Genomic DNA, 13,831 nt, shown 5'->3' on the forward strand with positions numbered 1-13,831 from the left:
TAGGCTTCTCTAAATTTTTTCAGGAACTAACTCTTCAACGTTATTTAATACTATACAGGCACCAGCTTCAATGAGTTTTTGCCGATGTGCTTCCGGTTTAGCGTGTAAATGAGGGGGAACAATTCCCACCCCTTGCCAATTTCTATCCGGTTGCTTTTCTTTGGCTTTTGTTACTGTATACATGTCGCCCACTGTATCCCCTACGTAGATAACAGGAATTAATTGTGATGTACCATAGTTATTCTCTATTTGTGTTACGGATTGAATTAAGCCTGTCGGGTCTGGTTTACCTGGGGCATCCTCCATCGCTACTAAAATAGGATTATCTAAGCCAAGACGTTTTTTAAGTATATATTCAGCACTACCTCTAGTAGCGCCACTAAAAAACCCCCAACCCACCTCTTGACTGGTAAGATTGTCTAAATAGGCTTGAGAAATTAACAATGGTTCTGTAGTTATATAACCATTCCAATCATCAGGATTATCGCCATAGCCACGATAGCGAGATTGAAAAAAATCTACTAGTTGATTATAGACTATAGCCCTATCTTCGCCCCGGGATTGCCAATAACGACGGCATAACTCTAAGGAGGCTTCCCAGTCGTTATTCCAGACACCTTCGGTTTTGAGTTGGTCAATATCATCCATAGTTGGGCGATATTCATTTTCGGTGAATTCTTCTACAGTATCGGCGATCGCTTTTCGGTAGGAGTTGCTTACATCTCTGATTACACCATCTATATCAAAAATAACAATAGTTTTCATACTTAAATTCCAATATTATCATTTGATCCTGTTGCATTTCCTGTGTCAACTTAACTTAATAGCTGATGACACCATCTATAGCAAAAATAATAATAGTTTTCATGGTTTATCGCAATTCCAAAACAAATTAGGTACATTTTCTGTTTTGGTGTTCCCTAAATCCGTTAACCTCTATACTTCAGTAGACTTAAAAACGCTATATTGCTGCTATAGAAGTAAAAAAATTGGAGATGATGTTTAACGAGAGTTTTTTTTAACTGATATAATTATGTATGGCGTGAATTATTTTTTGTAGTAAAAACTTAGGAGAAATACTATGGCAATTGGAGGAAGTTTTGGTGCCGATAACCTTAGCGGAACTGTTAATGGCGAAGGGATCAAAGGTTACCAAGGTAATGACACAATAGATGGATTAGGGGGAAATGATAAGCTCTTTGGAGATATTGGTAATGATTTTTTAATAGGTGGAGAAGGCGACGATAGCCTTTATGGTGGTCTCAATAGAGATAGTTTGATAGGTGGATTGGGTAATGACTTTTTAAATGGTGGCGATAGCAATGATACCCTATCAGGAGAGGATGGTAACGATAGACTCTTAGGACAAGAGGGCTTTGACAATTTAACAGGTGGAGCTGGCGATGACCTATTAGAAGGAGGAGATGACATTGATACTCTTAATGGAGGAGATGACAATGATAGTCTCTTCGGTGGTAGAGCTTCAGATATACTCACTGGTGGAGCTGGGGCAGATTCTTTTTATATATTTCAATTGGGTTATACTAACTTTTTTCAACCCTCCCGCTTTTTTGAATATCACAAACTTGGTGGTATAACTGTTGATATAGATACAATCACAGACTTCAGTGCAGTTGAAGGAGATAAAATTGTTATATCTTCTGCAATATATAGTCAAATAAACACGGTCTCTGGCACTTTAAATATCGGTGATTTTGAATTAGTTAACACTATTTGTCAATCTAAAAAAGATAATATGTATATTAAATTATACATTGTCAACATAAAAGGAACAATATAAAATTGAAATATAGTTAAGAAAGAGGTAAAAAAATGATAGCAATTCGTCCATCATCCGCTAGAGGTAAAGCTAATTTTGGTTGGTTAGATAGTAGACATACATTTTCTTTTGGTAGTTACTATGATCCTCGTTATTTAGGATTTAAAAATCTTTTAGTAATCAACGAAGACAAAGTTCAACCTAGTAAAGGATTTGGGACTCACAGCCACCGAGATATGGAGATTATCACCTATGTTTTAGCAGGACAATTAGAACACAAAGATAGTATTGGCAATGGGTCAATAATTCGTCCTGGAGAAGTACAGAGAATGTCTGCGGGAACAGGAATTGCCCATAGTGAGTATAATGCTTCTGATACTAATACTGTTCACTTTCTACAGATTTGGATTAAACCCGATACTTTGGGATTAAAACCTAGTTATGAACAGAAATACTGCCCTTTAGAGGAAAAACAAAATAATTTAAGATTAGTAGGTTCTCAAGATGGTAGGGATAACTCGATAACTATTCATCAAAATGTTAATCTCTATGTGGCTAATCTCGAAGCAAAAACCGAAGTAAAACACAGACTCCCTGCCAATAGAGGTGCTTGGATACAAGTAACTAAAGGAGGAGTGGTTATAGCCGATCAAACTCTCCTTGGGGGAGATGGTATAGCTATTGAACAAGAATCAGAAATAATTATCACTGCAACTCAAGATGATACTGAGATTTTATTATTTGACTTAAGTTAACACCAAAAAAATAAAATCTTTATAGGGGAGAAATTTTAAGCAAAGTTACTTAATTGTGATTAATGTATTTTTTTACGTATGTGTATAAATTAAGTATGATTGCTCAAAAAACCCGAATTGGGAATTATGTCTCAACTAGTAACTTATGTTAAGATAAGTAAAGTAAAACTAAGATAAGGATAGAGTGAATGCGGGTTGCGATCGTAGGCGCAGGTTTAGCGGGATTGGCGGCAGCGGTAGACTTAGTTGACGCTGGAGTAGAAGTAGAAATTTTTGAATCTCGCCCCTTTGTTGGTGGAAAAGTAGGCAGTTGGGTTGATGCAGAGGGCAATCATATCGAGATGGGTTTACACGTCTTCTTTGGTTGTTACTACCAGTTATTCGACTTAATGAAAAAAGTAGGCGCCTGGGAAAACCTCCGTCTCAAAGAACATACTCATACCTTTGTTAACCAAGGGGGAAGAATTGGTGAATTAGATTTTCGCTTTATTACAGGTGCCCCTTTTAACGGTTTAAAAGCATTTTTTACCACATCTCAACTATCAGCAGTAGATAAATTGAGGAATTCTCTAGCTTTAGGCACTAGTCCTATTGTTCGAGGTTTGGTAGACTTTGATGGAGCAATGAAAACTATCAGAGATTTGGATTCTATCAGCTTTGCCGATTGGTTTCGCAGTCAAGGGGGTAACAATGGCAGTCTGAAAAAAATGTGGAATCCTATCGCCTACGCCCTCGGTTTTATTGATACAGAGAATATTTCAGCTCGTTGTATGCTGACAATTTTTCAACTATTTGCAGCTAAATCAGAAGCCTCTGTATTGCGGATGCTAGAAGGTTCCCCCCATACTTATCTTTTAGGACCAATTGTTAAATATTTAGAAGATAGAGGGGTAAAAATTCATACCAGACGCCGTATCAGAGAAATAACCTACGAAACAACCTCCACAGGTACTAGAGTAACTGGTATAGAAATAATTAAAGGCGAGGAGACAGAATCTGTTAAAGCTGATGCTTACCTTTGTGCCTGCGATGTCCCAGGTATTCAAAAACTAATTCCCCCAGAATGGCAAGAAACATGGCCAGAATTTGCGAAAATTTACAAATTAGATACAGTGCCCGTAGCTACTGTACAACTACGCTTCAATGGCTGGGTAACTGAGTTAAAAGACTCGGAAAAAGCTAAATCTATGGCAGCAGCTTCCGGCTTGGATAATCTACTATATACAGCAGATGCAGATTTCTCCTGTTTCGCTGATTTAGCACTCACTAGTCCCGGTGATTACTATAGGCCCGGTAGCGGTTCTCTGTTACAATTGGTTTTGACCCCCGGAGATCCATTTATTAGAGAGAGTAATGAGGCGATCGCTCATCATGTCCTCAAACAAGTTCAAACACTCTTTCCCTCCGCAAGAGAATTAGAAATGACTTGGTATAGTGTAGTTAAGCTTGCTCAATCTCTCTATAGAGAAGCTCCCGGTATGGATGTTTATCGCCCTGCTCAAGTTACACCTATTCCTAACTTTTTCCTAGCTGGTAGTTACACTCAGCAAGACTATATTGATAGTATGGAAGGAGCAACTCTTTCAGGCCGTCAAGCTGCTAATGCAATTCTCCAACAAAAAGATATTCAAGAGGTAACATGGAAGAAGGCTGGTTAGAACATAGTGTACAAGTAGAAGTAAATGTACCCATTGAAGTAGTTTGGGGATTATGGTCAGATTTAGAACAAATGCCTCGTTGGATGAAATGGATTGATTCTGTGGAGGTATTAGAAGATAATCCCGATTTATCCCGCTGGAAATTAGCTAGTGGTGCTTTTAAATTTAGTTGGTTATCTCGTATTCTTAAGATAGTCCCCCATCAGATTATTCAATGGGAATCTGTAGATGGATTGCCTAATCGCGGCGCTGTACGTTTTTATGATCGCCACAACAGTAGTGTGGTTAAACTAACTGTAGCTTATGCTATCCCCGGCATCTTAGGCAAAATTATGGATAATCTCTTCCTCGGCAATGTAGTAGAGTCAACTATTCAATCTGATTTAGAAAGATTTAGAGATTACGCTCTCAAAGTTAATCGTTAGTTTACGAGTGAAAAAGTAAGTTTTAATTGAGGTTAACAACGAAGTTCGTAGTTGGACTTTAGTCCATAGCCTCATGGGGTGACAAGAAACCCCGTGAGGAGAATTGCTATAAATTTTCTTCGTCATTTAATAAAGATTCTATTGTTTCTACTCCATCTTGATTATTTTGCTCTTCATATAATTGTAAAGCTTGTTCCCAAACTGTTTTCGCTTCTTCGGATCTATTTCTTGCTTGTAGAGCTAATCCTAATTGATAGTAATTATCTGGGTTATTGGGATAATTTTCCACTAAACTTCGATAAATAATAATTGCTTCTATATATTTTTCTTGCAACATATATAATTGGGCCATTCTATTTTGAGCCTCTGTTAAATTAGGTTGTAATCTAATTGCTCTAGAATAGGCGGTTAAAGCTGATTCTATCTCGTCGAGTCCTTCCCAAGTTTTTCCTAGTTCTATTTCAAATTCAGGACTATTAGAAGGTGATTTTTGAATATTATTTAAAATTGGTAGGGCTATTTCAAATTGTTTTTGTTCTAAGAGAATATGGGCTAATTGTAACTGTAAATCTAAATAGTTCGATAAATCAAGAGAAGTAGTGCTTAAAAATTCTACAGCCTCTTGGGTGCGTCCTTCGTTAATAAGTAAGGTTAACATAATTTCTTGGGCTTGTTTATCTTCAGGAGAGAGGGCGATAATTCTTTGGTAAATAGCGATCGCACTCTTGTAATCTCTATCTCTCATCAAAACTACACCTAAAGCCTGATAATATTTTATTTCTAATGGATCTAGTTTAGTAGCCCGATAATAAGCTCTAATCGCATTATCATTGTCTCCACTTTGAGCGAAACTATAACCTAGAGCATAGTAAAAACTAGCGTTATCAGGATCTAAAGCTAACGCCCGTTGGTAGGCATAAGCTGCCGCCTCATAGTTACCCTCTAAACTGTGTAAATATCCGATACCAGAAAAAATTCTCGGGTTTTGATTGTCTAATTGAGCCGCTTCTTGATAGAGGGCAATCGCTCTTTGGTAGTTACCAGAATCTACATAGTTTCTCCCTTGGCGTAACAGAGTGTTTAGTCTATCTTGTTGATTGATACTTAAATTACTAACTTCGGCCTTCACAGGCAATTGAGCTAAACTTATCAAGATAATTAAGTAACAGGCTAACTTTGATAAAACAGTAAATAAACGCATTATTATAATAATTACTAAATTAGTAGATCAATATGTAATTATAACTTTTCTCGTTAACTTATCTTTTGTTCATATCTTAAGCGATCGCCTGATCGATTTGCACCAGCACTTTGAGTTTTTTTATATGCTATTTACTTTATTTTGGCTTTGTGGGTACCATACGGGTACCAAGTTTTTTGGTAGTGATACCTAAATGCTACCCGCTAGTTCCTGAAAGCTAGAAACCCGAAGGTTATGAGGAAAGAGCCGATGAGCGGATTTGAACCGCCGACCCCTCGATTACGAATCGAGTGCTATACCACTAAGCTACATCGGCTTACTTGACAACTATTATAATAATATAAAACCATCATAAATTTAATCGTAATTATGCCGAATTCTTCACAACTTCCACCTGATTCTGAAAAATATGCTCGTCTAAAAGCCGAATTAAAAGCCCCCTACAAAGGCTTAAGAATCTTTGTCTATATTGCTTTTGGTGCTTCTGGATTCCTTGGCGCTTTAGTTTTCCTCGCTAAAATGATTGCTGGAGAAAACATCACCTCTACCTTACCTAATTTTGCCCTACAGTTGGGGGTAATTGCTTTGATGATTTTCTTTTATCGTTTAGAAAAAAAATAAACTTTACCCCATAATGCCGAGAGATTGATTAATTCTTCATTCTACATTCTTCATTCTACATTCAATAGACGTATGTTTGATTGTACAGTTTCTTGTATGGTTGTAGTGATGTTTTCCACAGTGGCAGTGCGATTTTCTTGATATTTATCTAAGTAATCTTTAAGGTTTATAGGTTCCCCTATATATACTTTAGCTTGACGTTTTGCTTTAGCCACTGGACGATCAATTTTAAATGCTTCTCTTTCTAATCTGGTGAGAGTATCCATAAATCTTTCAGGAGTAGGGTACTCTGCTACATATCCATCATAGATGGCATCAAAGTTTAGTAGCCTTAATGTAGCCCTATATATGAATTCATAGGCAGAAGGATCATTCTCTATTGACTCTAGTAAAGATTGCATCTTATACACTCTTTCTCTTGGGGGAGTATTTGGGGAAAATTTTAAATCTAGTTTATCGGCACAGATATTTAACAGATGGATTCTTAGATTAGATATGCGTTGATTCCAATCTTGTTGAGAAGTTTTACTGATGTCTAAATCGTATTGTTTTTCAATATCTTGTAAAACTGCTTCTGATACGTGTCTGAGTCGCGGGTAAAAATCTTTTGTTGCGGTTTGAATTTGATAGTATTGTTCTAATCGCTTGAGTGTATCGACAATGATATGATTAATAGGCTTGTTGTATATATATTTAATGCTTACTGGTAAAAGATAAAAATCACTGGTTTTACCTTCGGCTTTGACTAGTTGAGTATAGGCTTTAAACGCTAATTGAGTCCCACCACTACGAAAAGGCATTACTGTATCATTTTGAAAAGAACAACCCCCCTCGGGAAATATCACTAAACGACAATTAGGCTGTTTTAATAGATTGAGAGTATATTCTACACTTTTGCGATCGCCTAACCCTCTATTCACGGAATAGGCGCCTATTGTCTGTAAAAATTTCCCTAGTAAACCATTGAAACTTTCGTAAGCAACCAGATAATTAAATAATTCCCCCAGTCTAGTTGAGAGTAAAAACATAACTATTCCATCATCAAAGGTGGGATGGTTAGCTAATAATACTATTCTCGACTCTTCTATTTTTTTAAATCTCTCTATCGATTCTTGGTCAATTTTTAAGTCTATTTTGTACCCTAGATTAGATGCTATATAAGATAAGCTTTGAATCATACGTACTAATAGTGGTTTTAATTGGGATGGATAAAACTTAGCGGTATTAACCATATACTTTGTTTTAATGTTTCTAATCTTACCTATAAAAATCTACTTTCGATACTTTTTGGGCTTTTGATTGTAAAGCTCGTTTTTGTTCTAATATTGATTCTACATCTTCTTCTGATAGACGTTGGACATAGTTTACTTTCACTTCTTCTAGTAAAGCGGTTAGTAAAAATTCTAAAGAATTAATACTCTTTTGCGCTTGCATTTGGGATCTCATGATTTGCACAAAATTATTCCCTAATTTTTCTAGTAATTTGTCAAATTGGGGGTCTTCTTTAATCATTACTTCTAAAACTCCATAAACACTGCTATACAGTTGTTTAGATAGTTGTTGAGTTAAATTTGTTTTGATTCCTTTCGCGCCTGGTAACCTTTCTATATTTTGAAAAGCTGGAGACTCATTTAAGCCTTTTTCTAGGCTGTATTGTAGAATATCCTCAATATCTTTTTCTAGTTTTGGCAAGGCTTCTTTTACTATCAAATTAGCTATTAGTTTAAATATTTCTGTCGTTTCATTGATATTGTTTAAGTCAATATATTCTCGCCTATTGTATTGAGTAATAAAATTGGCTATTTCTCCTTCTTTTATTGAGTTTTGCATTTGATTAATCACTTGAATCACCACAACTTCTGTGACATCTTCGGCGATATTGGCGACAAAACCTTGACTAATTTGTTTTTGGACTCGACGTAGGTTAATTAGTTTAGCTTGATTTAAACGAATAACTACAGGAATGACTCTTAGCCAACGCAATATAGGTAGTAGTAAAAATACATCATACCAGCGCCAAAGCATGGCGTCAAACCAACTAACTCCCGTGTAGCGACGACTAATATACCAAGTTCTGCCGATGAATTCTATGGCGAAAAGAATAAAGAAGGGGAAATCTATTAAACCAAAATTATCAACTAATTCTCCATTTTCTCCTACTGGACGATAATAGTTAGTTTCTAGAAGAGGTTGTATTTCTGTTGCAAAAAAGTTGAGTTCTTCTCTAGAGTTTCCCAGTAGGTTTCCCCGAGACCAAAAAATCTTAAAGGCATCTTTTGCTGAAGTGTTTTTATCGTCGAATATATGAACTCGCATTTTATTTTTTATTCTTTCTAGAGTACCTGTTTTATTGGCAATCTGAAAAGGATTAGTATCAATCATCTCTTCGCTGCTGATGCGTAATTCTGCTAGGAGACGATCAATTTCTGCTTCTGATGCGACTGTTTGTTGAGAGTCTGAATCTGAAAAAGCTGCTTCGTCTATAGCGGCATTTAAATCTTCAACGGTGTCTAAATATTCTTGAGTACTTCTTTCTGGTTCAATTCCCTTTACTAAATCATACCACTGGGTGATATCCAATGGTAAAACTTTGATGGGAGGATCGGGAAATTCGTATTCTATTGTTCCCAATTTGATGAATATTTGCACCCTTCCCTGTAGCCAAAAGTCTCGCAGGGGTATATAAGTTAAGTCAAAAATTACCAAGATAAGGTTGATTGTGGCTATAATCGCCATTATTCTCTCAAACCATATACGTCCTGGCATTTTTCTAATTCTGGGTGCCACTGGATTATTAGTAATCGCCATTTTTTCAGTTTTTGTGAAAATTATTTGCTATTTTTTTGACATTCCCCTGCTATTAAAAGAGACTCTCTCCTTAGGCTAAAACACCGTTGAGAAAGATATCAGCTATTCCTTCTGCTACTTCTTGTAAAGCTTGGGGAGAAGAATCTGGATTAATTATCGTATCACTGGAGAATCCGGCAATCGCGAACATTCCTAAAAATACTTGTGCTACAATCTTGGGGTTCCCTCGACGATAAATTCCTTTTTCCATTGCTGTTTCAAAAAAAGCCTCCGCTACACTCGTCATTTTACCAATTACTTCCTTTTGAATGCGATCGCACAAGTCGGGATGAAATTGGGCTTCAATAAAGCAAACCCTCATCAACTCCTGACTTTCTCGCATTCTTAACATTCGTTTGCGCATTACTTTAGCCACTGCCTGATAGTTATCCATTTCACTCAACTCCGTCAACAAATCCGTGAGAATTTCAACCCATCCACTGGTGACTATTTCAACTAAAATTGATTTTTTATTAGGAAAGTAGCGAAACAGAGTGCCTTCAGCAATCTGAGAACTTTTAGCTATATCCTTAGTCGTGGTACTATCAAAACCATATTTGGAGAAGAGACGCCTGGATTGATCTAAAATACGTTGACGAGTTTTTTCTTCCTTAGAATTTTTCAAAGTTGGAACTTTGTTAAAAGTTTTTTGACTAAAAACCTGCATAATAGTAATTAAGTAAACTGATTTCTTTTGGAAACCTATAGTTATTTTCCTATAAAAATCTCTAAATAAGCCAAAATCTTTACAGATTGTTATCTATTGAGTCAAAATAAATGAAATTGTTAGTAAACATTACTACATCAATCCCAAAATTAATGAGATACACTTTTTTAGTCCTTTTAATGACTTGGTCTTTTTTTAGTTTACCTGTAAATGCCATACCAACACCTGAAAATGAGCCGGAAATTTGGTCTCAGGGGAGGTTAGTATCTGTAGATAGAGAAACAGATAGAGAAACAGATAGAGAAACAGATACAGAAACAGATACAGAAACAAACGATTCAATTCAACCTTATTTAGAAGCAGTCAAGAAAAGAATTACGGAATTTTCTCTAGATAATGGTCTCAAATTCATTGTTTTAGAGAATCATCAAGCACCAATAATTTCCTTTGTTACCTATGCTGATGTAGGGGGTGTAAATGAACCTGATGGTAAAACTGGTGTAGCGCACTTTTTAGAGCATTTAGCCTTCAAAGGAACAAAAAAAATCGGCACAATTGACTATGAAGCTGAGAAAGTGGTTCTCTCTCAGTTAGACAATCTTACCGCAGAAATTAAACAGGCACAAGGGGAACAAGAACCCGTAAAAGTAGCTGAATTAAGGCAAAAATGGCAAGAATTGCGGAAATTAGCCAATGAATACGTCAAACAAAATGAATTTGGTGAAATTGTCGAAACTGAAGGAGGAGTAGCTTTAAACGCGGCAACGAGTAGCGATTATACGGCTTATTTCTATAATTTCCCCGCTAATAAATTAGAGTTGTGGATGTCTTTAGAATCAGAAAGATTTTTAGAACCAGTTTTTCGAGAATTTTATGCAGAAAAAGAGGTAATTTTAGAAGAACGCCGTTTACGTGTAGATAACTCCCCCATTGGTTTAATGGTAGAAGAGATATTAGCAGCCGCTTTTACAACACATCCCTATCAACGTCCAGTAATTGGTTATGAATCAGATATTCGTAACCTCACAAGACAAGATGTTAGAGATTTCTTCAATACTTATTATTCTCCTAGTAACTTAACTATCGCAATTGTGGGAGATGTAAATCCTGAAGAGGTGAAACAACTAGCAAAGGTTTATTTTGGCCGTTTTCCTACTCGCCTGTCTCCTTCTCCCGTTACAGTAGTAGAACCAAAACAAAGAGAAACACGAGAAATCAACCTAACATTAACAACTCAACCCTGGTATTTAGAAGCATATCATCGTCCTAATATTAACCACCCAGACCATCTCGTCTATGAAGTGATTGCTGGTATATTGAGTGATGGCAGAACATCTCGTCTCTATCAATCTTTAGTAGAAGAACAACAATTAGCCTTAGTAGCCCAGGGTTTCAATGGTTTTCCTGGAGAAAAGTACCCTAATCTTATCTTATTCTACGCTCTCACCGCACCAGGTCATACCCTAGAAGAATTAGAAATAGCTTTGAAAACAGAAATAGAAAGGCTGAAAACTGAACCAGTTAGTATACAGGAGTTAGAAAAGGTAAAAACTAAAACCAAGGCTAACTTGTTACGTATTCTTAACTCTAATAGTGGCATGGCTAGAATTTTAGCTAATTATGAAGTTAAAACAGGAGATTGGCAGAATTTATTTAAAGAATTAGATATTCTTTCTAACATCACTCCTGCTGATATCCAAAGAGTAGCCCAAGCAACTTTTACCCCAGAAAATAGAACTATTGGTAGAATCTTATCCAATGAAGCAGTTAACTCAGATGTTGCATCTTGAGCGAAAGCTTACAGATTTCGTAGGTTGGGTTGAGGACACGAAACCCAACAATCTCATGGGGTTAACACCAGCTTCAAAATAATTACTCAATATCTGTTAAATCTGCCTATATTGTATGCTATGATAGGCAGATAACCAACTTTAATGGAAGATGTCAAAATTATCGATATCAGAAGCAGCTAAATTAAAAGGAGTCAGCACTTCTACTCTTAGGCGTTGGGAATCTGAAGGTAAGTTAATCCCTGAGAGAACAGCTAATGGGCATCGGCGCTATGATTTAGCTGAATTACTAGGAGTAAACAAAGAGCTCTCTTTTACTATTGGCTACGCTAGAGTTAGTTCACACGAGCAAAAAGAAGATTTAAAGAGGCAAGTACAGATACTTGAGTTATTTTGTGCCTCCAATGGTTGGGAACATCAAATAATCCAAGACTTAGGCTCGGGCTTAAACTACTCAAAAAAAGGATTAAAGCGACTAATCAACTTAATCACTGATAACAAGGTAGAAAGGTTAGTGTTGACGCACAAGGATAGGTTACTCAGGTTTGGCAGTGAGTTAATTTTTTCTCTCTGCGAAGTCTTTGGCACAGAAGTAGTGGTTATTAACCGAACTGAAGATAGTTCTTTTGAAGAGGATTTAGCCCAAGATGTTTTGGAGATAATCTCCGTATTTTCGGCGCGTCTTTATGGGTCGAGAAGTCACAAAAATAAAAAGCTAGTTGAGGAACTTAGGAATGTTGCAAAAAAGCTTTAAAACCTCACTCAGGTTCAACAACAAACAAGCCAATTTAGCCGCAAGACATGCGGGAACAGCAAGGCACGCCTATAATTGGGGCCTAGCTATTACCCTTGAAGCTTTGTCTAATAAAACAAAGATGCCTTCAGCTATAGATTTACACAAGAAGCTAGTCGCCGAGGTTAAATCTGCCAATTCTTGGTATTACGAAGTCAGTAAATGCTCTCCTCAACAAGCTTTAAGGGATTTAAGGGTGGCTTGGGATAGGTGCTTTAAAAAAATAAGTAAACAACCCAAGTTTAAGAAAAAAGGCCACAAAGATTCTTTTTATCTAGAAGGCAACATTAGAATCTCTGGAAACCGGCTAAATACTTTTTCTTCTTAATTTTTAGGGTGCGATCGCCTTGAGGAGTTTATATATATACTTATCTATAAAACAGATAGTCTGTAAGAATTATAGCATCGGGAGTGGGCGATCGCTTCTGTTTCTTTGAGCTACTTAATATAGAGGGCGCAATAATACTGCGTAGGTTTTGCCTAAATCCTCTGTGGAGACTGCAAGGGAGCACCGGAGCAGGGGGCGGGGGAGAAAGCCGAAAATCCTTCTGTTGAAGCTCCGGTCTCCCTGCTCCTCTGCTTGCCTCAAAGAAAAGTTAAAATCCAAAACCTACGAGTATTGGAGGGCGCAAGCCTTGCGCCCCTACATCATATTACATTGTTTGGGCGAATCCCTAAATATTTCCTTTAGCTCACATCTTCCACCAGTACTTATGTACTAAATTAACCTCAGAAAAAGTTCATTTCTCTTTAGTCTAAGAAAAGTAGCAAAGGTCAAACAATTTTTAAGCGTTGAGCATTAATTCTTTAACTCATTACTTCCTCACTCATTACTCAAAAACTCATAACTTCTTACTTCAAGACTTCAAGACTTCTTACTCATTACTCGTTACTCATTACTCATTACTCATTATTCATCCACCAGTAACATTAGGTATAGATGCTTTGGTGTGAGTTTAGCTCATATCTTGCACCAGAACTTATAGCAAGCTCGCAAATAGATGTTTACAGTTATCATCAAAAGCCCCCCTTATTAAGGCAGGGCTGTTTCGTTCTTGACAAAGAAAATGGTGAGGAGAAGCAGGGAGCACCGGAGCAGGGAGCTTCTGAGATGGGATTTTTTGCTAATAATAAATCCCCTTTTTTCTAATAATAGCTAAAAAGAGCGTAAACTTTTGTGGTGTCTAGCTTCTAGCTTACGACAAAATTTTAGAATGAAACAGCCCTGCTTATTAAGGGGGGTCTTTTCATTCTTGACAAAGAAAATGGTGAGGAGAAGCAGGGAGCACCGGAG

Annotated in this window: 12 protein-coding genes, 1 tRNA gene and 1 pseudogene; 8 read left to right on the top strand and 6 right to left on the bottom strand. The window is 36.8% G+C overall.

Annotation, left to right across the window (positions count from 1 at the left end; translation table 11 throughout):
• Nucleotides 1-9 precede the first annotated feature (9 nt).
• Nucleotides 10-765, bottom strand: a complete 756-nt coding sequence (locus MW688_RS01720; RefSeq protein WP_486734183.1) for a TIGR01548 family HAD-type hydrolase — start codon at nt 763-765, stop codon at nt 10-12.
• 316 nt (nt 766-1,081) lie between these two features.
• Between MW688_RS01720 and MW688_RS01725 the strand changes: the two genes are divergently transcribed.
• From MW688_RS01725 to MW688_RS01740, 4 genes are all read left to right on the top strand, one after another.
• Nucleotides 1,082-1,801, top strand: a complete 720-nt coding sequence (locus tag MW688_RS01725) for a calcium-binding protein (RefSeq protein WP_486734184.1) — start codon at nt 1,082-1,084, stop codon at nt 1,799-1,801.
• A gap of 32 nt (nt 1,802-1,833) precedes the next feature.
• Nucleotides 1,834-2,535 carry a pirin family protein gene (locus MW688_RS01730; protein ID WP_486734185.1) on the top strand — a complete coding sequence of 234 codons (702 nt, stop codon included), beginning with the start codon at nt 1,834-1,836 and terminating at the stop codon, nt 2,533-2,535.
• A gap of 188 nt (nt 2,536-2,723) precedes the next feature.
• On the top strand, nt 2,724-4,193 hold the full coding sequence (gene zds / locus MW688_RS01735) for a 9,9'-di-cis-zeta-carotene desaturase (protein WP_486734186.1): 1,470 nt from the start codon (nt 2,724-2,726) through the stop codon (nt 4,191-4,193).
• Nucleotides 4,175-4,618 carry an SRPBCC family protein gene (locus MW688_RS01740; RefSeq protein ID WP_486734187.1) on the top strand — a complete coding sequence of 148 codons (444 nt, stop codon included), beginning with the start codon at nt 4,175-4,177 and terminating at the stop codon, nt 4,616-4,618. The genes zds and MW688_RS01740 overlap by 19 nt, the downstream gene beginning before the upstream one ends.
• 106 nt (nt 4,619-4,724) lie before the next feature.
• Here the strand turns inward: MW688_RS01740 and MW688_RS01745 are convergent, their stop codons facing one another.
• Together MW688_RS01745 and MW688_RS01750 are read right to left on the bottom strand one after the other, a co-directional pair.
• Nucleotides 4,725-5,819 (bottom strand): tetratricopeptide repeat protein, encoded by a 1,095-nt coding sequence (locus MW688_RS01745; RefSeq protein WP_486734188.1) that lies wholly within the window; start codon nt 5,817-5,819, stop codon nt 4,725-4,727.
• A 244-nt stretch (nt 5,820-6,063) separates the two neighbouring features.
• Nucleotides 6,064-6,135, bottom strand: a tRNA-Thr gene (locus MW688_RS01750).
• Nucleotides 6,136-6,188: 53 nt separating this feature from the next.
• Here MW688_RS01750 and MW688_RS01755 point away from each other — a divergent pair.
• Complete coding sequence (locus MW688_RS01755; RefSeq protein WP_486734189.1) at nt 6,189-6,440, top strand: DUF3493 domain-containing protein; 252 nt, start codon at nt 6,189-6,191, stop codon at nt 6,438-6,440.
• Between the two features lie 50 nt (nt 6,441-6,490).
• Here the strand turns inward: MW688_RS01755 and MW688_RS01760 are convergent, their stop codons facing one another.
• The 3 genes from MW688_RS01760 to MW688_RS01770 form a co-directional block, all read right to left on the bottom strand.
• Nucleotides 6,491-7,672: a lysophospholipid acyltransferase family protein gene (locus MW688_RS01760; RefSeq protein WP_486734190.1), complete on the bottom strand. Its 1,182-nt coding sequence runs from the start codon at nt 7,670-7,672 to the stop codon at nt 6,491-6,493.
• Nucleotides 7,673-7,697: 25 nt separating this feature from the next.
• Entirely contained in the window at nt 7,698-9,248 is a 1,551-nt protein-coding gene (locus tag MW688_RS01765; RefSeq protein WP_486734191.1) for a hypothetical protein, read from the bottom strand.
• A 70-nt stretch (nt 9,249-9,318) separates the two neighbouring features.
• The gene (locus MW688_RS01770; RefSeq protein ID WP_486734192.1) at nt 9,319-9,954 is read right to left on the bottom strand and encodes a TetR/AcrR family transcriptional regulator; all 636 of its coding nucleotides are present in this window, start codon (nt 9,952-9,954) and stop codon (nt 9,319-9,321) included.
• Nucleotides 9,955-10,133: 179 nt separating this feature from the next.
• On the opposite strand from MW688_RS01770, the gene MW688_RS01775 reads away from it, so the two are divergent.
• The 3 genes and pseudogenes from MW688_RS01775 to MW688_RS01785 form a co-directional block, all read left to right on the top strand.
• Nucleotides 10,134-11,744 (top strand): M16 family metallopeptidase, encoded by a 1,611-nt coding sequence (locus tag MW688_RS01775; RefSeq protein ID WP_486734193.1) that lies wholly within the window; start codon nt 10,134-10,136, stop codon nt 11,742-11,744.
• Between the two features lie 151 nt (nt 11,745-11,895).
• Nucleotides 11,896-12,498: an IS607 family transposase gene (locus MW688_RS01780; protein WP_486734194.1), complete on the top strand. Its 603-nt coding sequence runs from the start codon at nt 11,896-11,898 to the stop codon at nt 12,496-12,498.
• Nucleotides 12,482-12,847 (top strand): annotated as a pseudogene (locus tag MW688_RS01785) (helix-turn-helix domain-containing protein); the annotation flags it as partial. The gene MW688_RS01780 and the pseudogene MW688_RS01785, both read left to right, overlap by 17 nt.
• Nucleotides 12,848-13,831: the final 984 nt, after the last annotated feature.

Source organism: Johannesbaptistia floridana, assembly GCF_057440575.1.

Excerpts from the sequence above, each read along its gene's own strand:
- MW688_RS01740 (WP_486734187.1), top strand. The coding sequence starts at position 4,175 with ATGGAAGAAGGCTGGTTAGAACATAGTGTACAAGTAGAAGTAAATGTA.
- MW688_RS01780 (WP_486734194.1), top strand. The coding sequence starts at position 11,896 with ATGTCAAAATTATCGATATCAGAAGCAGCTAAATTAAAAGGAGTCAGC.
- MW688_RS01765 (WP_486734191.1), bottom strand. The coding sequence starts at position 9,248 with ATGGCGATTACTAATAATCCAGTGGCACCCAGAATTAGAAAAATGCCA.
- MW688_RS01770 (WP_486734192.1), bottom strand. The coding sequence starts at position 9,954 with ATGCAGGTTTTTAGTCAAAAAACTTTTAACAAAGTTCCAACTTTGAAA.
- MW688_RS01760 (WP_486734190.1), bottom strand. The coding sequence starts at position 7,672 with ATGGTTAATACCGCTAAGTTTTATCCATCCCAATTAAAACCACTATTA.
- MW688_RS01720 (WP_486734183.1), bottom strand. The coding sequence starts at position 765 with ATGAAAACTATTGTTATTTTTGATATAGATGGTGTAATCAGAGATGTA.
- MW688_RS01725 (WP_486734184.1), top strand. The coding sequence starts at position 1,082 with ATGGCAATTGGAGGAAGTTTTGGTGCCGATAACCTTAGCGGAACTGTT.
- MW688_RS01730 (WP_486734185.1), top strand. The coding sequence starts at position 1,834 with ATGATAGCAATTCGTCCATCATCCGCTAGAGGTAAAGCTAATTTTGGT.
- MW688_RS01775 (WP_486734193.1), top strand. The coding sequence starts at position 10,134 with ATGACTTGGTCTTTTTTTAGTTTACCTGTAAATGCCATACCAACACCT.
- zds (WP_486734186.1), top strand. The coding sequence starts at position 2,724 with ATGCGGGTTGCGATCGTAGGCGCAGGTTTAGCGGGATTGGCGGCAGCG.
- MW688_RS01755 (WP_486734189.1), top strand. The coding sequence starts at position 6,189 with ATGCCGAATTCTTCACAACTTCCACCTGATTCTGAAAAATATGCTCGT.
- MW688_RS01745 (WP_486734188.1), bottom strand. The coding sequence starts at position 5,819 with ATGCGTTTATTTACTGTTTTATCAAAGTTAGCCTGTTACTTAATTATC.